We start from the raw sequence: 18,643 nt of genomic DNA on the forward strand, positions 1-18,643 counted from the left end.
ACCAATTTTCAAAAATATGGCGGCGGTTTTGTGGCCGCTGCAGCAACATACTATTTCAGAAGGCTGGGGATATCAAGAAGTCCCCAGCCTTGCTGGTTTCTGGGGAGGCCAAGATCCACGGCACGCTCCCGCAGAAAAAGCTTCACATCCCGGTTGGACATTTCCGGATGCTGCTCTAAAAGCAGGGCAATGGCGCCGGACACGTAAGGAGTAGCCATGCTAGTGCCGCTTTTTACAGCGTAGCCGCCGGGCTGGTTGCTGCAGCTTGTGATGGCGGCTCCCGGAGCGACAATATCCGGCTTGCAGATGCAGGAGCGTGTGGGGCCGCGGCCGGAGTAGTCGGACATGCGGTTCCCCATGACATTTACTTCCTTATCGTCATCGGAGCAGCCTACGGTAATGACCTTGCGGCTGATGCCGGGGGTGGTGATGGTCCCGCTTCCGGGTCCCATATTTCCGGCGGCGACCACGACCACAAAGCCGGCGTCCCAGATCTCCTCCACACCCCGTACCAGAGCGGAATTCTCGCTCATGTTCCGGCCGGAGAAGGAACCGACGGAGACGTTGACGATGCGGATATTGTAGTGGTCCCGCTGCTGCAGGACGGTGTGAAGTCCGGAAAGCACATCCGAGACATAGCCGCCGCCCCGTTTGTCCAGAACCTTGACCGGAATCAGGTGGCAGCCGGGCGCAACACCGCAGAAGCGGCCGCCGCTGGCACTGCCGTCTCCGCCGATGATGCCACAGACATGGGTGCCGTGGCCGTTGTCGTCATAGGGAATCCTGCGCCGCCTTACCATATCGAAAAAGGCCGCGATCCGGCCTTTGTAATCTTCGTGAGGAAAGCAGCCGGTATCCAGCACAGCCACGCCGATGCCGCGCCCGGAAGGGCGGGCAGAGCCGGATCCAGAACCGGGAAAATGTGCAGAGGGAGTCTGGCCCATGGGAAGCCTCGGAAGCTGTTTTAGTGTTATGATATTCAAGGGAAGCGCGCGTGGTGAGCTTTCCATATTTAAGAATATCTTCATAATCTATTTAAACATTATACAAACATTTTCGTAAGGCATATGTTATACTAAAGTCAGAAAAAAGATAAACATCTGAACTCCTTAAAACTTTTTTGAAACGAATATGTAAAAAAAGAAACCTGTGCAACCATCACGGCACAGGTTTCTTTTTGTTTTTTGGTTTGACATGGTGCCCTGCGGCATGCTATAGTGAAAGTGCAGTCCGGACGGTGCTTCTGTTCCGTCTATTTTCAAAAGAATTATCCGGCATCTCGCCAGAATCCCGGAAGAAATTAAGGTAATTTATTGACATTTGAATCAGTTTATACTATGATTAGAACATCGGAAAGAACATTTGTTCGCAGCTGCAAAAGCGATTGTAGCTACGCTGGTTCTGCATTTGGAGGAAAATATGAATAAAGACGATAAATTAAAAGCCCTTGACGCTGCCATCACACAGATTGAGAAGTCCTATGGAAAAGGTTCCATCATGAAACTCGGTGATTCCGGCGCCAACATGAATATTGAAACTGTACCGACTGGTTCCATCAGCCTGGATATCGCGCTGGGCCTTGGCGGTGTGCCGAAGGGCCGTGTCATTGAGATCTACGGACCGGAGTCCAGTGGTAAGACCACCGTAGCGCTCCACATGGTAGCTGAGGTGCAGAAGCGTGGCGGTATTGCCGGTTTCATCGACGCGGAGCACGCCCTTGACCCGGTATACGCAAAGAACATTGGCGTAGATATTGACAACCTTTACATTTCCCAGCCGGACAACGGTGAGCAGGCACTGGAGATCACCGAGACCATGGTGCGCTCCGGCGCGGTAGACATTGTCATTGTGGACTCTGTTGCAGCCCTGGTTCCGAAGGCTGAGATTGACGGCGAGATGGGTGATTCCCACGTGGGCCTGCAGGCACGTCTTATGTCCCAGGCATTGCGTAAGCTGACCGGTATCATCAGCAAGTCCAACTGCTGTGTCATCTTCATCAACCAGCTGCGTGAGAAGGTCGGCGTTATGTTCGGCAACCCGGAAACCACCACCGGCGGCCGCGCGCTGAAGTTCTACTCTTCCGTCCGCATGGATGTGCGCCGTGTCGAATCCATCAAGCAGGGCGGCGAGGTCATTGGTAACCATGTCCGCGTGAAAGTTGTAAAGAACAAGATTGCTCCGCCATTCAAGGAGGCAGAGTTTGACATCATGTTTGGTCAGGGCATTTCCAAAGAGGGAGATATCCTGGATCTGGCAGTCAAGGACGACATCGTGGAGAAGAGTGGTGCCTGGTATGCCTACGGCGGCGCCAAGATCGGCCAGGGCCGTGAGAATGCCAAATCTTACTTAAGAGAGCATCCGGCAGTCTGCGCTGAGGTTGAGACAAAAGTCCGTGAGAAGCACGGGCTCCCGGCAGATGAAACCGTAGCAGCCCTTGCTGCAAATGCAGCCGAGGAAGAGGCCCAGGACGCAGCATTCGCTGCGGCTGAGCTGGAAGATGCAGAGTAAGCCATGAAAGATTACAGAACAGTCCGGGAGTGCGCCCTCGCACTCCTGGAGTTTCGTGACCGCACAGAGCGGGAACTGCGCCAGAAGTTAAAAGAACGCGAATACAGCGCCGAGGAGATTGAGGAGACGGTACTCTTTTTAAAGGAGTACCGTTATTTAGACGATGAGGCCTATGCGGGGCGTTACATCCGCTCCTGCGCCGCAAGAAAAAGCCGCCGCCAGATCCGGGCGGATCTGGAGCGCAAAGGGGTCTCCCGGGAAGTCATTGACCTGCAGCTTCAGGAGGAAGAGGTGGACGAGGACAGCCAGATTAAAAAGCTCCTCCAGAAGAAGGGATATGAGCCCGGAAAGCGTTTGGAAGCAACAGAGTACCGGCGCATTATGGGGATTCTGGGCCGGCGCGGATTTTCCGGGGAAGCCATCCGCAGAGTCATGGAAAGCATGCGGGAAGAACAGGAAGAATTTTTCTGATTCGTGACGTGGGATGCGCAATGAACTTCTACAGAGTTATTGACGTTGCTGCGTACACGTTGTGTAAACAGCAACGCGATTTTGCCGATGCTTCGCATTCCAAATCGGCAAAATCTGCAGCCACCACTGAATCATACGGAATTTTCAGTTCAGAAAATTCTTACCCATGAAAGGTATCTTATTGACATAGTGCACAAAACAGTTTAAAATTGTAGTGTTGTATTGGTGTACAATGAAAACTAAATAAGGAGGTGCTCCTGTGTCAACGATAATAGCAGTTGTAATTACACTGTGTGTTGTGGCGCCTATTAGCTGGGCTGTTGCTACCGCGCACCGGAAGAATGCTTACGAAAGCAAGATCGGAACCGCGGAAGAAAAAGCCAGGGAAATAATAGATGAAGCGTTAAAGACGGCAGAGACAAAGAAGCGAGAAGCTCTCCTGGAGGCGAAGGAAGAGTCTTTAAAGACTAAGAATGAGCTGGATAAAGAGACAAAGGAAAGAAGAGCTGAACTTCAGCGCTATGAACGACGTGTGCTGAGCAAAGAAGAGAACTTAGACAAAAAAGCAGAGAACATGGAACGGCGGGAAGCCGGACTTGCATCCCGTGAGGAAGCCTTAAACAAGCGTAACAGTGAGGTTGAGGCCCTTTACGAAAAAGGGATACAGGAACTGGAGCGTATTTCCGGTTTAACCTCCGAACAGGCAAAAGAGTATCTGCTCAGATCTGTTGAGGCAGATGTCAAGCATGACACTGCCAAGATGATCAAGGATCTGGAGAACAAGGCAAAAGAAGAGGCTGACAAAAAGGCAAAGGAGTATGTGGTTACTGCAATTCAGAGATGTGCTGCAGACCATGTGGCTGAAACTACCGTATCCGTAGTACAGCTTCCGAACGATGAAATGAAGGGCCGTATCATTGGCCGTGAGGGACGTAACATCCGTACCCTTGAGACTATGACCGGTGTGGAGCTCATCATCGACGATACGCCTGAGGCAGTCGTATTATCCGGTTTTGATCCGGTACGGCGTGAGGTGGCAAGAATTGCCCTGGAGCGCCTGATCGTGGATGGACGTATCCATCCGGCGAGAATCGAAGAGATGGTAGAAAAAGCACAGCGTGAGGTTGAAGCAAATATGCGTGAGGATGGTGAGGCTGCAGCCCTTGAGGTTGGCATCCACGGTATCCATCCGGAACTGATCAAACTGCTTGGTAAGATGAAATTCAGAACCAGTTACGGTCAGAATGCGTTAAAGCATTCTATCGAGGTTGCACAGCTTGCAGGTCTGCTGGCCGCAGAGGTCGGAGCAGATGTGCGTCTGGCAAAGCGTGCTGGTTTACTGCATGACATTGGAAAATCCATCGACCACGAGATGGAGGGCTCTCATGTACAGCTTGGTGCAGACCTTTGCAGAAAGTACAAAGAGTCTCCTACTGTTATCAATGCAGTAGAGTCCCATCATGGCGATGTTGAACCGCAGGGCCTGATCCCTTGCCTGGTACAGGCTGCAGATACCATTTCCGCAGCAAGACCTGGCGCAAGAAGAGAAACTGTGGAGACATACACCAACCGATTAAAACAGCTTGAAGAGATCACCAATTCCTTCAAGGGAGTTGACAAGTCCTTCGCAATTCAGGCTGGCCGTGAGGTTCGTATCATGGTTATCCCGGAGCAGGTAAGTGACGACGACATGGTTCTGATGGCACGCGAGATTTCCAAGCGCATTGAGAATGAGCTGGAGTATCCGGGCCAGATCAAGGTCAACGTAATCCGCGAGTCCCGCGTAACCGATTACGCAAAATAAGAAACAAAAAAGACTGATGTTTGAAAAAGCATCGGTCTTTTTTCTTACATTTTTATGAGAAAACTTACGAATCGGAGCGTTGTCTTGACATTGGGAAAAAGATGTAATAGAGTGAAACTGTAATAATCCAATCCGATAGAAAAAGCGTGACTGGAAAAATATAAAACAGTTGCGAAAGGCTGGGAAGACAGCAGCAAATTATAGAAAAGAGAGTGGGGAAGATGATGAGTAAAAAGAAAATCATTGGCATGTTTACAATTGCGGCGCTCATGGCAGGACTTATGGCTATGCCGGTTATGGCAGCCAGCAAAAAGAAGATCAAATCCGTGAACATCAAGGTTGAGGCAACCATTACGCCGGATACCCGTATGGGTTCTGAAGATGTGGACGTGGAGGTAAAAGATTCCAGCAAGTACTATTATGACACCTATGAAGTGAACAATACAGGGCGTGGCTGGTCGGCGGATGACGTACCGGAGCTTGCCATCTATCTGCGCGCGGAGGACGGATATTACTTTACCCTTACCAAGCTGAGCGACGTAAAAATAGACGGCGCGACTCTGGTGAAGGCTTCCAAGCAGGATTCTTCCGAGACTCTGAAGCTGGTGGTAAAACTGCCGTCCCTGTCTGAGTATGTGGCAGATTTCAATGAAGAAGAAACGGTGGAGCTGACGAATAATGGTTTTGCGGTCTGGAGCCCGATTGCCGGAGCTGGAAGCTATGAAGTCATGGTATACCGCGATGGCAATGCTGTAGGTGTTACGGCACGTACAACCACGGAGCCGAATTACAACATAAAGAATGAAGTGACCAGGGCGGCAAGCTATCAGGTAAAGGTACGTCCGGTCAATGGAGAGAACACCTCCAATAAGGGCAAGTGGGTAGAGTCCAATGTAGTTTCCTATAGCGCGGATCAGGTAAAGGCAATCCGTGCCGGAGAAGCAGGCGGTCTGCCGGTTTCCGGAGAGTGGAAGAGCGATACAACCGGCTGGTGGTATCAGCACAGTGACGGAACCTACACGAAGAATGCCTGGGAAGAGATTGACGGCAAGTGGTATATCTTCGATGAGAACGGTTACATGAGAACCGGCTGGGTTGACTGGAACGGAGAGGCATATTACTGTGACAATTCCGGCGCCATGCTGAAAAATACTACGACTCCGGATGGATACATTCTGGATTATGATGGAAGAATTAAGAGAAACTGATCGCGATAAGAGTTAAAACAAAATAGAGGATCAGAAATAAAAACAGCCCGGTTTAGAGTAACTGGGCTGTTTTTGCAGGCAAATATCTGAGGAGCAGATGCTCTGTCCATTTTTATCGGTTTTGAATCAGGAAAGTGCTAAGATATCCCGGTCTTCCGGAACATAGAGATTTCCATGGTAGTAAGCTTTCCCTTCTGCCATATAAAGCTCTTTTCTCTTTCCAACGGATTTGTCTTCGGTGTGCCAGAGCACCAGATTCGGAATGTGGAGGCTCTCTGCCAGCTCAGCGGCGTCTTTAACGGTGCTGTGGTGCTTCTCATAAGGCTTGAAGCGGTCGCGCTCGTCGTAGAGGCAGAAGGCTTCGTGGAGTAGCCAGTCACTTCCCTTTACATAAGGTTCACAGGCCGGATTGTAGGGCTCATCACCGGCGCAGGTCAGTTTTTTGCCATTTTTCAAAACGGTGGTGAAGCCAAACTGGCGTGCTTTGGTGGAGTGGATGTCGAAGAAGGTGACATCGTAATCCAGAATATGCAGGGTCTCGCCATCGTGTACCGGAATCAGGTGGATGCGGTCACCGATGAGACGGTAGAATTTGTCCTGCAGGGTCAGCTTGCAGAATGTGTCAATGGTGGAGACCAGGCCGTCATGGCAGTAAATCTGGAAATCTCCGTCATATTTGCCATTTTTCATGCGGGTGGCAATGAAACGGACCAGCCAGATGACACCGAGAATATGGTCGGTGTGCTCATGGGTCACGAACAGGTGATGAATCTGCGGGTAGTCAATCTTCATATCTTCCAGGATCCGCAGGATTCCGTTGCCGCCGCCGGCATCGACCATGAAATACTGGCCGCCGTCGCGCAGGGCGAAACAGGTATTGTAATAATGGGTGGCATTGGCGTTGCCGGTGCCGAATACATAAAGCTCTTCCATAGGATTTTATACTCCTTATCATTACGTAAAAACTTTGCAATTTACGGTATTTATGGTACTATACTTCTAGGAAAAAAGCAACCTGAGAGGAGGCATACCGATTTGAATAGAGAAGAATTTCTGCGGGGACTGGAGAACGCGCTTTCCAGCAATGTTCCGCCGGCAGTTGTGCGTGACAATCTCCGCTATTACGATGATTATATCCGTTCCGAGCGTCAGAAGGGACGGTCTGAAACTGATATTATGGACGAGCTGGGCGACCCGCGCCTGATTGCCCGCACCATTCTGGATACTACGCCGGAAGCGGCAGAGGGTGAGTACGAGGAGTACCATCCCTTTGGCAGTTTTGCCGGAAACAGCGGCAGAAGCAGCCAGCAGGAGAACGCGCAGCAGACCCAGTCCGAAAATTACGGTGGATTTGGCAATATCCATTACTATAACTTAAACAAGTGGTACTGGAAGCTTCTGGCCGTTGTGGTTGTGATTTTATTTTTCACACTGGTGCTTACGATCATAGGCGGAATTTTAACCTTGCTGATTCCGCTGCTGCCGGTGATCGGCATTGTGGCACTGGTCATGTGGCTGGTGCGCGGTCCGCGCGGCTAAAACAACAGAAAATGGAAACGTGATCCTGTCAGGGCACTGCCGGATCACGCATTTCAAGAACCCGGGAATATTCTTTTGTTTCCGGGTTCTTTTTTGTCTCGGAACGGTTCAGCTGCAGGAACTGGACAAGCTGGTAGCAGTCGATCCAGATTTCATTGTTTCCCTCTTTCTGGGATTCGTCGAAGATGAGCTGGAGCCCGAAATGCAGATGCGGCTCGTCGATGTTGTTGGTGTTTTCCGTGCGGCTGTAGCCGGTGCGGCCCAGATAGCCGATCACATCGCCGGCCTGGACGATACTTCCCTCTTTTAAGGATTTATGGTAGGGATAGTTTTTCCGCAGATGCGCGTAATAATAGTAGCGTTTTTTGTCAAAGCTGCGGATGCCGAGTCTCCAGCCGCCATACTGGTTCCATCCAATGGCTTCCACATAACCGGATTCTACGGCAATGACTGGGGTACCCACCTGTCCCATCATATCATGTCCCAGGTGCTGCCGTTTATAGCCGTAGCTGCGGGAAACTCCGAAATCATCGTAATCCTGGTAGGGAAAGTTTTTTGCAATGGGAGAAAAGGCCTTTAAGCCGTATTTGGCAACCCAGGACACGCTGCCGTCTTCGGCCGGTTCCTGAATCTCATAAGTGCCTACCATGCCGCCCAGAACCGCGGTATAGGCCTCCAGATAATAGGCGTAGTATTTCATGTTTTCCGTCAGGGACTGCATGGAGGCTCCGCCTTTTATGCGCTCTGCCAGCGCGTCCATGTCCGCGGCGCGGTAGCGGGAAAAATCACCTCCATAGCGGGCAGCCAGATAAGCCAGAAGCTCGATCCAGTTTAAGTGGCAGTCAGAGGTAAAACTGTCCACATCCAGCCGCAGAGCCTGGCGCAGCGCATCGTTGGGAACGGTGAAATCGACCCATTTGATAAAACGTTTTTCTGCGGATTTTGTGGAGTCGGATGGAGTGGCCTGATTCGTACTGGAGAAGATGGTGCTGGCGGCGGGCATCTGGGAAAAGATAGAAAGGCAAAGGGCCGCGAGAATCAGAATTTCGGCCGCAGCCACGAAGCGTAGAAAACGGGAAAGGGCATACTGAAACAGGAGAGAAGACTTCATGGGGCTGTTCTCCTGACTTTTTAACCATTTTATGGGAAAATCTATGCAGATATCACAGAAAGTTCTTTAAAATTATTAAGAAAAAGTAAATTCTGCCCAGATTGCTTGACTAAGAAGTGTCACACGTGTATAATCGGTTTGTAACATAGTTAACAATTATGTAATATTTAGAAATAAATAATTCACGATTGGAGAGCGGTTCATGAAGAAAACAGTATTATACATAGCAGCAGTGCTGGCAGTATCAGGCGGTTTGATGTGGCAGAAACCTATGGTTGCACACGCAGAGCCGGAGGTTATCCAGGAAGCTCCGGTTTCTACTGTACTGGAAGTTGCGGCGGAAGAAGATTCCGACGAGGATAATGGACCGGCTCCAGAAATCCAGGCGGCAAAGAAGCTGGAAGAAGAGCTGGCAGCAGCTGAGGCAGCGGCAGCCGAGGCAGCAGAGGAGGCAGCCAATGCCCGCCAGAATCTCGTGAACTATGCCCTTCAGTTTGTTGGCGGACCGTACCGCGCAGGCGGCAATGACCCGCGTACCGGCGTTGACTGTTCCGGTTTTGTGCGTTATGTCATGCAGCATGGCGCAGGCATCAGTATGAACCGTTCCTCTGGTTCCCAGGCAACCCAGGGCCACGCAGTCAGCTCCAGCCAGATGCAGCCTGGCGACCTGCTGTTTTACTCCGGCGGTTCCGGCATCAACCATGTGGCCATGTACATTGGAGATGGTAAAATTGTGCATGCTTCTACTTACGCGACCGGCATCAAGATTTCCAAATGGAACTACCGAAATCCGGTAAAGATTATAAGCATGTTTTAAATCACATTGCTTTTTCCAAAGATATCCAGTATAATGAAGCGGAAGAATGCTGATCCCCTTAAGTCACATTCTTCAACCTTATTAATTATTTATACTCCCTAAGAAAAGCCAGACAGCTCCCCTGTCTGGCTTTTTACGTGCGCGCTGGCTGTACACGTTTCTGGCCGGCACATAATCTGCAAAAAATCTGGAAAAAACAGACAGAACCGCGCCGGTATATTTGATTCTCAAATCCGCATACTAATCCCGTAACAAATTTACAAGTCCAAACAGGAGGGAATCATTATGAGAGATCATTACAGTGATATGGATAACAGCAGAAACTGCCACACATCCAATTCCATGGATTCTGAGAAGAACAGCACCCAGAATACCAGCCGTAACTCCAGCCAGAACAGTACCCAGAACAGCAGCCGCAATTCCAGCCGGAACAAAGCGCAGAACTCCAGCCGCAATTCCAGTCAGAATAAGACCCAGAACTCCAGCCGGAACAACATGGATAACAGCAGCAGAAATTAACAGGCTGCGGGACCGGCAGAGCGAAACGAAAAATCGAACACGAAAATCAGGATCAGCGGACGTACTGCAAATGCGCCCGCTGATTTTCTTTTTCATCAAAATGCTATGGCAAAAGTGCATAGTTTTTTGTCTAAAAATTGTCAAGAGTGCTGAAAGTGAAAGAAACACCCGGAAAAAGGGAAAACTGGAATTGACGTTAAAAATATAACATGTTATATTTTATAAAAACATAACGCGTTATATTTTATGAGGACACAAAGGTCCGCAGCAATCCGTTTCATAAAACACACAAGGAGAAGGATAATGGAAAGAAAAAAGAATAAGGCAGTCTCTTTCTTTGCTGCCTGTATGGCAATTCTGATCGTGTGCTCAGTCATGATTTGGGGATTCCAGACCGGATGGGGCAGCGTAACGATCAAGCGGCTGAATCTGACCAGCCAGGATGGAACAACAGTAAGTTCCCTGATCTACATACCGCAAAACGCAACGGATGAAACACCGGCACCGGTAGCCGTGATCTATCATGGCCGTTCCAACCATGCCCATTCCAACGACACCTGGAGCATGGAGCTGGCACGCAGAGGTTATGTGGTACTTTCACCGGATCTGCAGGGCGGCGGTGAATCCGACCCGTTAGTGGATCGCAGCATTCAGGCAAAGACTGTTGCAGAGTACGCGAACAGTCTGTCTTATGTAGAAAAGGATGCCATCAATCTGATTGGTTATTCCGCAGGAACCCAGACGGTTCTTCAGACCTACAAGGCTATGCCGGATCAGATCAAGAGTATCTGTGAGGTCTTTGGACCATTCATGATCCAGATGGCGGGCGGCATTGATGAGGTAGACACCAATTTCTGCCTGATCAAGTCTGACGCGGATCAGTATGACTACTTCTTTATTGGTGATCCACAGGCATGTACCGATTATGTGACGAAAGCATCCGGCCTGCCGGAAATTGTGTCTGGTCAGGATTATGACCGGAATGGAAAGCTGTTCCGCTATTCGGAGATTGGCGGAACACTGCATCAGACGGGCAACATCAGTGGTGAGACGATTCAGGCCATCCTGTCCTTTGAGTCTGCGGTAAATGAAGAGCCTGTGGCCCGTCCGGCAAATGATACCGCATGGTTCCCGCAGCAGGTATTTTCCGGAATTGCCTGTGTGACGATGATGTTTTTACTGGCAGCTCTGGTAAATCTGCTGATGCAGAATCCGTTCTTTGCCTCTGCGGCAAATCCTGTTCCGGTTAAAGCACCGCGAAAAGGCGCAAAGGCCTGGGTACTGGATGTTTTATTTGCAGTTGTGATCCCGATGATCCTGTTTGTACCGGTATCCGCTTACGTTATGGTATGGACCGGAGCTGGAACTCCATGGTCGAAATTCCTGACCTCCGCAAACTTAAACGGAATCATGGGATGGCTGCTGGTAGTAGCCGCAATTGGCATTGTGCGGATGATTCTTGCCGCATCCAAACGGAAAAAAGAAGGAAAGCCGATGCATCTGTCTGAGTATGCCCTGGGCGGAGCCGCAGAAAGCCGGATCGACTGGAGTAAGCCTGCAAAAGGCCTCCTGATGGGCCTGATCTGTGTAACCTTTGTCTTTGTATGGCTGGGCCTGCTGGAAGGATTTCTCGGTATCAACTATCAGGTATGGAACCTTTCTACCTATTTGAAGATGAGCCCGATGCGTCTTGTCCGCGCAATTTCGTATGTACTGATCATCTTTACGGTTATGTTTATCGGCAATATGAACCAGCGCGTGCTGCCGTCAACGGGTGATGCGCGGAAAGATATGTGGGTTGCAGTAGCGGTGAACACCATTATGACAGCATTTGCGCTGTTTTTGCTGCTACTCATCCAGTACGGTGGCAGCATGATGCTTGGCACCGGTCAGACTCTGATTCCGCAGATTGATGTATATGGAACCGGCAAGAATACCAGCTGCGGCGCACTGGATTTTGCCTTTGGTTACTGTTATATGATGGGCGGTACTACCGGCGTTGTGACCTATCTGTATCGCAAGTTTGGCAATATCTGGGTAGGTGTGATCCCGGCGGCATTTGCTTATGTGTGATAAAGAAGTAATAGAAGTGTAAAAAATTTTGCCGTTCCTATCCGGCACATGAGGTATGTCGGATAGGTCGGGCGGTTAGGTGTCGGGCAGTTCTACCTTGCCGACAAAAGAATAATAGATTTCGATTTCCTGTCTGCGTAACTTGCCCCGGCGTTTCCCGTCAAGGGCAACGCTTTCATGGACAACGATTTTCTCCACAAACTCCCGCAGCAGAGTAGGGGTAAGTTCTTCAATGGTAGTGTGCCTGCGTACCACATTCATAAACTTTTCAGCGTTTGCGGTGGCTTCCTGCGCTTTGGAAAGTTCTTCCCGCAGTCTGGCGGCACGTTCTTTCAGTTCTTTCTGCTCGGCTTCATAGTCTGCCGACAGCTCTGTGAAACGCTCGTCCGATATGCGCCCGGTTACGCTGTCCTCATACAGCCGCTTGAAGATAGCAGATAACTCGGCTATGCGTTTCTCGGCGGCTTCCAGCTCCTTTTTCTTGGCGGCGTTCCTGCGTCTGTCCCCGTCCTCATTCTGCTCGATTAAAAGCTTCATAAACCGGGCTTCATGCTTTGCCGCATAGCTGGTAACTTTCCGCAGATTGGAGAGTACGCCAGCGGTCAAGAGGTCAGTGCGGATAAAGTGCGCTGTGCAGTCGGCGGTGCGTTTCTTGTAGCTTCCGCAGATATAACAGTCCTGCTTGCGCTTGTCCGTCTGGTATCGCTGCTGGTACATGACGCTGCCGCAGTCGGCACAAAAGAGTATGCCGGAGAACAAGCCCACTTCGTCATAACGGTTGGGGCGTTTGCGCTGCTTGCGTAACTCCTGCACCCGTTCCCACGTTTCCCGGTCAATGATAGGCTCATGGTGGTTCTCAAAAACCGCCTGCTTTTCCGGGGGATTTTCTATGCTGTGTTTCAGCTTGTAGGACGGCTTCTCGGTCTTAAAGTTTACCAGACAGCCCGTATATTCCCGGTTTTCCAGCAGATGAACCACGGTATTGGTCGCCCACTTGCACTCATAGCCGGGGTGGTAGCGGCGGGTGCTGCCCGTCCTGCGGTATTCCAGCGTCCCCGGCGTGGGGATTTGCTGCTCGGTCAGCATACGGGCTATCTTGGTCGGACCGTTCCCGGCAAGGCAAAGGCTGTAAATCTGCCGTACCACCGGGGCGGCTTCCTCGTCAATGATAAAGTTTTCGTCCTCGTCCATGAGGTAGCCATAGACGGGCTTGCTTGTGATGGGCTTTCCGCTCATGCCCTTAGAGCGTTTTACTGCCTTGATTTTCTTGCTCGTATCTCTCACCAGCCATTCGTTAAAAATGTTCCGCAGCGGGGCAAAATCATTTTCCCCCTGTGCGCTGTCCACTCCGTCATTGATAGCGATGAAGCGGACACCTTTCTGTGGGAAAATCATTTCTGTGTACATTCCCACCTGTAAGTAGTTTCGCCCTAACCTCGACATATCCTTGACGATAACTGTCCCGACTTTCCCTGCTTCAATGTCTGCAAGCATGGCTTGAAATCCGGGTCTTTGAAAGTTCGCACCGGAATAACCGTCGTCGGTGTACCAGCGCAGATTAGAAAATCCATTCTGTTTGGCATAGGTTTCCAAAATCCTCTTTTGGTTGGAAATGGAATTGCTCTCGCCTTGCAGCTCGTCCTCATGGGACAGTCTTGGGTAAAGGGCGGTAATGAGTTGCTGGGTGGTCTGTCTTAACATAAATTCCTCCGTTTCCGACAGCCAGCCCCACTATTCCGTACCTTGATTGTACCACATGGGGCGGCTGTCTGTATAGCGGCAAAAGCGTCAAATCTGCTTCTTTACGGTCGGTAAAAATGACGGTTTTTCAATCAGGCTTATCACAGATCAAATATCCGGCGGCGGCTTCTGCTTCCAGCACTTTCATCATCTTGTCAGCGGCGGTGTCGGTCGCCCCCTCCTTGAAAAAGCCAGACACCACAAGGATTGTGTTGCCTATCCTCGTTTCGGTCACGCAGTCCGGGCGGCGGGCAGGGCGTTTGTTTCTCTGGGTGTCGGTCATAGGCAAATCTCCTTTCCGGCAAGCAGCCGTTTCAGCTGTTCCATTTTTCCCTGTGCGGCGGCTTTCCTCAAATTCTCCCCGGTAAAGCAGAGAGGGGAACACATTTCAAGCAGGCGGTCATAAATCCGGGCGTGGGCGGTGTCCTCCGGGTGCTGCAATTCCTCCAGCGTGAGGTTGGTCGTCACAATCAGCGGCTTCCTGCTCCGGTAGCGGCTGTCAATCACATTGTAGACCTGTTCCAGACCGTATTCTGTGCCACGCTCCATTCCAAAATCGTCAATGATGAGCAGGGGGAAGCTGCAAAGGCGGGAAATATATTCGTTCCTGCCCGCAAAGCTGGCGGCAAGGTCGTTTAATATTGCTGCAAAGTTTGTCATGCACACCGGGACTTCCTGCTCCATGAGGGCGTTTGCAATACACCCGGCAAAATAGCTTTTCCCAGTGCCTACCCTGCCCCACAAGAGCAGCCCGTAGTTCCCGTCCTTTATCTGTTCCCAGCGTGCCACATATCCGGCGGCGTTCTTCATCTGCGGGCAGCTGCCGTTATCGTTGGCAAATGTCCAGTCCTGCATGGTCTTGTCTGTAAAGCCCTGCCGTTTCAGCCGTTCCACCGTTTCAAGGTGGCTGCGCCGCTTCTCGGCGGCTTCCCGTTCCTTACGGGCTGCCCGCTGGCAGTCGCACTCTGACGGGTGGCGGTCACGCCCGAAAAAGGTCTTGCCCTCCGGGAAATAGGCTTCTTTGGGTTTCCGGCATTTGCCGCAGTATAAAAGCCCGTCCTCCCCGGTGTAATCCTCCGGCTCGGCTGTGGTGTCGGTCATAGGCAGTATGGTGTTGTGGATTGTATCGGTCATAGGCTTTCTCCCTCCTTGAATGAATAGTCCGGTATGCCTTTCTTTGGCTTCTCTTTGGCAGCGTCCTCCTGCGCCCACTTGTAAATGGTGGCTGCATGGCTCTGGTACTGCTTCCCGGTGGAAGCGATGTGGCAGGAAAGGCGGTCAAGGTAATACTCCCACTTGCCGGGGAAGTCCTGTTCCAGCTCCAAAAGTTCTGTGTCAGAAAGAAATACATTTTTATATCTGCCATAAGCGGCGGGGGGCTGCCCCTCACTCGCTCCTTTTGTTTGGCTCTCTATTAGGTTGTTTATATTAGTTTGGTTAGGGGACGGTTTTCCGACCGTCATAAGGTCAGTTTTCCGGCTGTCAGTTGGTCGGTTTCCCGCCCTTATGAGGGGCGGTTTTCCGTCCGTCAGTTGGTCGGAAAACTGTACCACTGGGATAGGCGGCACTTTCACATACAGACGGTTGGCGGCAGAAAAGCCCGTCCGTCTGCGTTCCAGCAGCCCGGCAGCGTCCAGTTCGTTCAGTGCGCCCTTTATGGTGGTGCAGCCTTTATCCAGCATTTCCGCTATCTCTGCTATGGGGTAGACAATGTATGTCCGTCCCTCGCTGTCCTGCCAGCCGTTCTTCTGCGAAAGGGTGGAACGGTCTAACAGCAGCGCATATAACTCTCTTGCGGTGTGGGATAGGTCTGTTTCCAGCAGGAAACGGGGGTAAGGCAGGTAAGCGGGCAGCTCCGTTCCTGCGGTCATATAATCAGCGATAGGGTTCACCTCCTTGTGGTGTCTGTCTGTGGGTTCTGTTACGCTTTTAGGGGGCGTTTTTAAGGGAAAAGGATAAATGTATCACGCACCCTTTGACACCCTCCAAAAAAGCCTTGATTTATGCGGGTTTGAAATGCCCTAAAGCGTGACATTTCTCCCTTTGTTTCCGCTTCCGTTTGGCGGCGTTTATCCGCTTCATGCGTCCGGCGCAGTCCGGGCAGTATTTCCCCCGGTTGGATTTTGGGAAGAAGAACGCCCCGCAGACAGCGCAGCGTTTCCGGCTTCCCCGGCGCAAGAGGGCGGCTTCCAGTGCTTCATCAAGGGGCAGGACAGCGGCGGTAAACCAGCGGCAGAGCAGCGAATAGCTGATACTCTGTACACACACGCAAGGCTCGCCGTCCTCCAACAGCAGGCAGTTCCCGCTGTCATAGTTGCAGCACTCATGCACAAGGCGGCGGGCTGCCCGGTACTGGCGGTAGTCCATGCGGGGGATATTACCGTTCATGGCTCTGCTCCTTTCTGCGCTGCGGCTCGCTCCGGCGTAAAATCTGGTCGATATTGCCCTTGACAGTCTGCAAGCGGCGGTACTCCTCCCGTTTTGCCCGGTAATCGTTGTAGCCGCTGTTTTTCTCTTTGATAAGGCTTTCAATCTCTGCTTGCAGGGATTTATAGCTCGGCAGCTTGGAAATGCCGTTCTCCCTGAAATAGCGGGCGGCTGCGTCTGCTATGATAAAGTCACTTTCATGCTTCTGACGGTAGGCTGCTTTTGCTTTGGCGTTTTTCTGCTGTTTCAGCCCGTCCCGGACAGGGCGGGTCTTGGAATAGGCAAGCACCTGCCGTTGCAGCTCCTTTTTCCCGTTCAGCGTCTTTTCCACCTGCTTCAACCACGCAAGGCTTTCCTGCATGGCGGCATAGGCGGCAGAACAGGCTTCGTCCAGTTCCTCCGGGGAGGAAAAGCCGTACTGCTGATAGGCGGTAACGGTAGCTGCCATTTGCTTTAGGTTGTGCTTTGCCGCCCAGCGGTCATAGCCCACGCCCTTGCCCTCGGCTCGCTTGGCTTCCCGGTCAACCATGCGCTGCAAGGTGTTGTCTGCCGGGGTGGTTTTTGCAGCTTTTTCCCCTTGTAACGGCTTTTTAACTGCGGCAGGGTATTCGGGTATGGCTTTGGTCTGTTCGGCAGCTCTGTGGGCGTTCTGCGTGAGCAGGGCAAGGACAGCAGCCTTGTCAAAATCGTCCCCCAGCTTTCGGGCTGTGATAGGCTTTGTCCTGTCCGGCGTGAGGTAGGAAAGCCGCCCCCGGCTCTCCTTGACGGTCACACCCTCCCGCAGCAAAAGGGAAGAAAACTCGTCAAAGCTGCCAGCTTGGGAAAGTGCCTGCCGTATCGTCCGGCGCAGCTTCGCCTTGTCCGTTTCAAACTTGGTGGGCTTGGTCGGCTGTCCGGCGGCTTCTCTGGCGGCGTTCTCTTTGTCAAGGGCAAGCTGCCCTTTCTTTGCCGCCCAGTATTCCCGTTCGGTTATCCGTTCCTTGCTGCCGTTCAAGAGGTCGATTTGGTAAAGCCCCTCCCGGTGGCACATTTCCATGACTTCGCTCTTGAAATATTCCATAGCGGCGTTGGTGCAGCGGTGCTTGCAGCCCTCCAGCGTGTCGGCTGGTCTGTCCATGTAGGGCAGAAGCGGGACTTCGTAAATCCGCAGGGAGTTGATGACGATATGCACATGGATATTCCCGCTGTGGTTATGCCCGTCCGGGTGGGTGCAGATTAGGGCTTGGTGTCCGGGGAAATGCTCCTTGCAGAACTGCTCGCCCAGCTCCTGCGCCCGGTCTACGGTCAAGCCGTTGTCTGTCCCGTCCCGTGGGTCAAAGCTGATGATATAGTGGTGGCTTTTCACATCTTCCCGTTTTTGGTTTTTCTCATAGCGGAGATTGGCTCGCATACAGGCAACAGCGAAATCCTCGCCCCCGCAGTTGAGGGAAGAAATGCGGTAATCCTCCCTCGGTATCAGCCGCCCGTTTTCATCAAGGGTGGCTTTCATGGTAAACTCGTCATGCTCAAATGTGAGATAGGCTTCCGCTGCGCCATAGTCGGCGTTTTTAGAGCTGATATGTTTGAATGTTGCCAACAGCGTCACCCACTTTCTGCAAGACTTCAAACTTTAGGGCAGCAAGGTCGGAAACCGCCGCCCGTACCTCCCCGGCAAGCTGCGGATAGGGACTGTGCCACTCGTTCAGCGTCCGGGCTATCTGGTTTAAGTTGCCGCCGATCCTCCCGTATTCGGCGGTCAGCTTCCCGACAGCGGCAAGCAGCTCGTCATTGATGGGGGAAACGGTTATGATGGGGCGTATGGCTGCCCCGGTTATGGCTTGCCGGATAAACTCGGCTTGGCTCATGTGGTAAGCAGAAAGCCGCTGGGCAAACTCGGCGTATTCTTCCTCGGTCATGCGTGTTTTGACTACCCGGCTGCGGTGCGGCGTGTTGTATCGTTTCATAGGTGGTTGACCTCCTTTCTGTGCGTGGTGTCCTCTCACTAATAGGAGAAAAACAGGGTGTGAAGCGGAACTGTTTTTGAAAAATCCGAAAAATATTTTGAGGGGTTTTTCAGCGGCGCAAGCCGCATAAGCAGGGTTTGGGGAAGGCACTCCCCAACAAGATTCCCGCAGGGGCAAAATGAGCGATAAGCGAATTTTGGCACCTCGGTAGAATCTTGCTCTAAGAAACTGCCGGCCTGCCGTTCACTTGCTACTGCCACTTTTTCAGAAAATCTATAACCAGCTTTTTTTATAAAAGGCTGCGGGCTGGCGTTTTTCCCTTACTCCCTACAAACCACAAAAGAGCAGAATGGACGGACTTTCCGGCAAGAACTTTTCCGGCGGCTCGGTCTTTCCCGACAATAAGGCGTTTCGGAAGCTGCGTTTTGCCCGCTGTCTGAAAAAAATGGCAGCCTTTTTTGGTTTCACTGTCTAATACGGAAC

General features: G+C 51.6%; 19 protein-coding genes. 9 read left to right on the forward strand and 10 right to left on the reverse strand.

Features of this window, described 5'->3' with window-relative positions; all coding sequences use genetic code 11:
• Positions 1-50: 50 nt before the first annotated feature.
• A complete protein-coding gene (locus WMO41_RS04345) occupies positions 51-944 on the reverse strand; it encodes a S8 family serine peptidase (protein WP_349228797.1) in 894 nt (297 codons plus the stop codon).
• A gap of 475 nt (positions 945-1,419) precedes the next feature.
• Between WMO41_RS04345 and recA the strand changes: the two genes are divergently transcribed.
• The 4 genes from recA (at position 1,420) to WMO41_RS04365 (ending at position 5,991) form a co-directional block, all read left to right on the forward strand.
• Positions 1,420-2,508 carry a recombinase RecA gene (gene recA / locus WMO41_RS04350; protein ID WP_349228717.1) on the forward strand — a complete coding sequence of 363 codons (1,089 nt, stop codon included), beginning with the start codon at positions 1,420-1,422 and terminating at the stop codon, positions 2,506-2,508.
• Between the two features lie 3 nt (positions 2,509-2,511).
• Positions 2,512-2,979 (forward strand): regulatory protein RecX, encoded by a 468-nt coding sequence (locus tag WMO41_RS04355; RefSeq protein ID WP_349228718.1) that lies wholly within the window; start codon positions 2,512-2,514, stop codon positions 2,977-2,979.
• Between the two features lie 259 nt (positions 2,980-3,238).
• Positions 3,239-4,783 (forward strand): ribonuclease Y, encoded by a 1,545-nt coding sequence (gene rny / locus WMO41_RS04360; RefSeq protein WP_349228719.1) that lies wholly within the window; start codon positions 3,239-3,241, stop codon positions 4,781-4,783.
• A 221-nt stretch (positions 4,784-5,004) separates the two neighbouring features.
• Entirely contained in the window at positions 5,005-5,991 is a 987-nt protein-coding gene (locus tag WMO41_RS04365; protein WP_349228720.1) for a cell wall-binding protein, read from the forward strand.
• Between the two features lie 126 nt (positions 5,992-6,117).
• Here the strand turns inward: WMO41_RS04365 and WMO41_RS04370 are convergent, their stop codons facing one another.
• On the reverse strand, positions 6,118-6,924 hold the full coding sequence (locus tag WMO41_RS04370) for an MBL fold metallo-hydrolase (protein WP_349228721.1): 807 nt from the start codon (positions 6,922-6,924) through the stop codon (positions 6,118-6,120).
• A gap of 102 nt (positions 6,925-7,026) precedes the next feature.
• Between WMO41_RS04370 and WMO41_RS04375 the strand changes: the two genes are divergently transcribed.
• Entirely contained in the window at positions 7,027-7,530 is a 504-nt protein-coding gene (locus tag WMO41_RS04375; protein WP_349228722.1) for a DUF1700 domain-containing protein, read from the forward strand.
• Between the two features lie 28 nt (positions 7,531-7,558).
• On the opposite strand, the gene WMO41_RS04380 is transcribed toward WMO41_RS04375, so the two are convergent.
• A complete protein-coding gene (locus tag WMO41_RS04380) occupies positions 7,559-8,641 on the reverse strand; it encodes a M23 family metallopeptidase (protein ID WP_349228723.1) in 1,083 nt (360 codons plus the stop codon).
• Positions 8,642-8,843: 202 nt separating this feature from the next.
• Here WMO41_RS04380 and WMO41_RS04385 point away from each other — a divergent pair, with 202 nt between their 5' ends.
• The 3 genes from WMO41_RS04385 (at position 8,844) to WMO41_RS04395 (ending at position 12,050) form a co-directional block, all read left to right on the forward strand.
• Positions 8,844-9,458, forward strand: coding sequence for a C40 family peptidase (locus WMO41_RS04385; protein WP_349228724.1), 615 nt, complete (start codon positions 8,844-8,846; stop codon positions 9,456-9,458).
• 285 nt (positions 9,459-9,743) lie between these two features.
• Positions 9,744-9,977: a hypothetical protein gene (locus tag WMO41_RS04390; RefSeq protein WP_349228725.1), complete on the forward strand. Its 234-nt coding sequence runs from the start codon at positions 9,744-9,746 to the stop codon at positions 9,975-9,977.
• Positions 9,978-10,280: 303 nt separating this feature from the next.
• Entirely contained in the window at positions 10,281-12,050 is a 1,770-nt protein-coding gene (locus tag WMO41_RS04395) for an alpha/beta hydrolase family protein (RefSeq protein ID WP_349228726.1), read from the forward strand.
• 75 nt (positions 12,051-12,125) lie between these two features.
• On the opposite strand, the gene WMO41_RS04400 is transcribed toward WMO41_RS04395, so the two are convergent.
• The 7 genes from WMO41_RS04400 to WMO41_RS04430 all read right to left on the reverse strand — a co-directional run bounded on the left by WMO41_RS04400 (position 12,126) and on the right by WMO41_RS04430 (position 18,160).
• Positions 12,126-13,751, reverse strand: a complete 1,626-nt coding sequence (locus WMO41_RS04400) for a recombinase family protein (protein WP_002594230.1) — start codon at positions 13,749-13,751, stop codon at positions 12,126-12,128.
• Between the two features lie 127 nt (positions 13,752-13,878).
• Positions 13,879-14,073: a transposon-encoded TnpW family protein gene (locus WMO41_RS04405; RefSeq protein ID WP_349228727.1), complete on the reverse strand. Its 195-nt coding sequence runs from the start codon at positions 14,071-14,073 to the stop codon at positions 13,879-13,881.
• A complete protein-coding gene (locus WMO41_RS04410; protein WP_002594232.1) occupies positions 14,070-14,924 on the reverse strand; it encodes an ATP-binding protein in 855 nt (284 codons plus the stop codon). Before WMO41_RS04410 ends, WMO41_RS04405 begins: the two co-directional genes overlap by 4 nt.
• On the reverse strand, positions 14,921-15,661 hold the full coding sequence (locus WMO41_RS04415; RefSeq protein ID WP_002594233.1) for a replication initiator protein A: 741 nt from the start codon (positions 15,659-15,661) through the stop codon (positions 14,921-14,923). Before WMO41_RS04415 ends, WMO41_RS04410 begins: the two co-directional genes overlap by 4 nt.
• A gap of 130 nt (positions 15,662-15,791) precedes the next feature.
• Entirely contained in the window at positions 15,792-16,178 is a 387-nt protein-coding gene (locus WMO41_RS04420; protein ID WP_002594234.1) for a cysteine-rich VLP domain-containing protein, read from the reverse strand.
• Positions 16,168-17,793, reverse strand: a complete 1,626-nt coding sequence (locus WMO41_RS04425) for a relaxase/mobilization nuclease domain-containing protein (RefSeq protein WP_002594235.1) — start codon at positions 17,791-17,793, stop codon at positions 16,168-16,170. Before WMO41_RS04425 ends, WMO41_RS04420 begins: the two co-directional genes overlap by 11 nt.
• Positions 17,765-18,160, reverse strand: coding sequence for a plasmid mobilization protein (locus WMO41_RS04430; protein ID WP_002594236.1), 396 nt, complete (start codon positions 18,158-18,160; stop codon positions 17,765-17,767). The genes WMO41_RS04425 and WMO41_RS04430 overlap by 29 nt, the downstream gene beginning before the upstream one ends.
• 349 nt (positions 18,161-18,509) lie before the next feature.
• On the opposite strand from WMO41_RS04430, the gene WMO41_RS04435 reads away from it, so the two are divergent.
• Entirely contained in the window at positions 18,510-18,635 is a 126-nt protein-coding gene (locus WMO41_RS04435) for a hypothetical protein (RefSeq protein ID WP_007037420.1), read from the forward strand.
• Positions 18,636-18,643 lie beyond the last annotated feature (8 nt).

It is taken from the genome of Ventrimonas faecis (genome assembly GCF_040096075.1).
Lineage (GTDB): Bacteria > Bacillota > Clostridia > Lachnospirales > Lachnospiraceae > Brotaphodocola > Brotaphodocola faecis.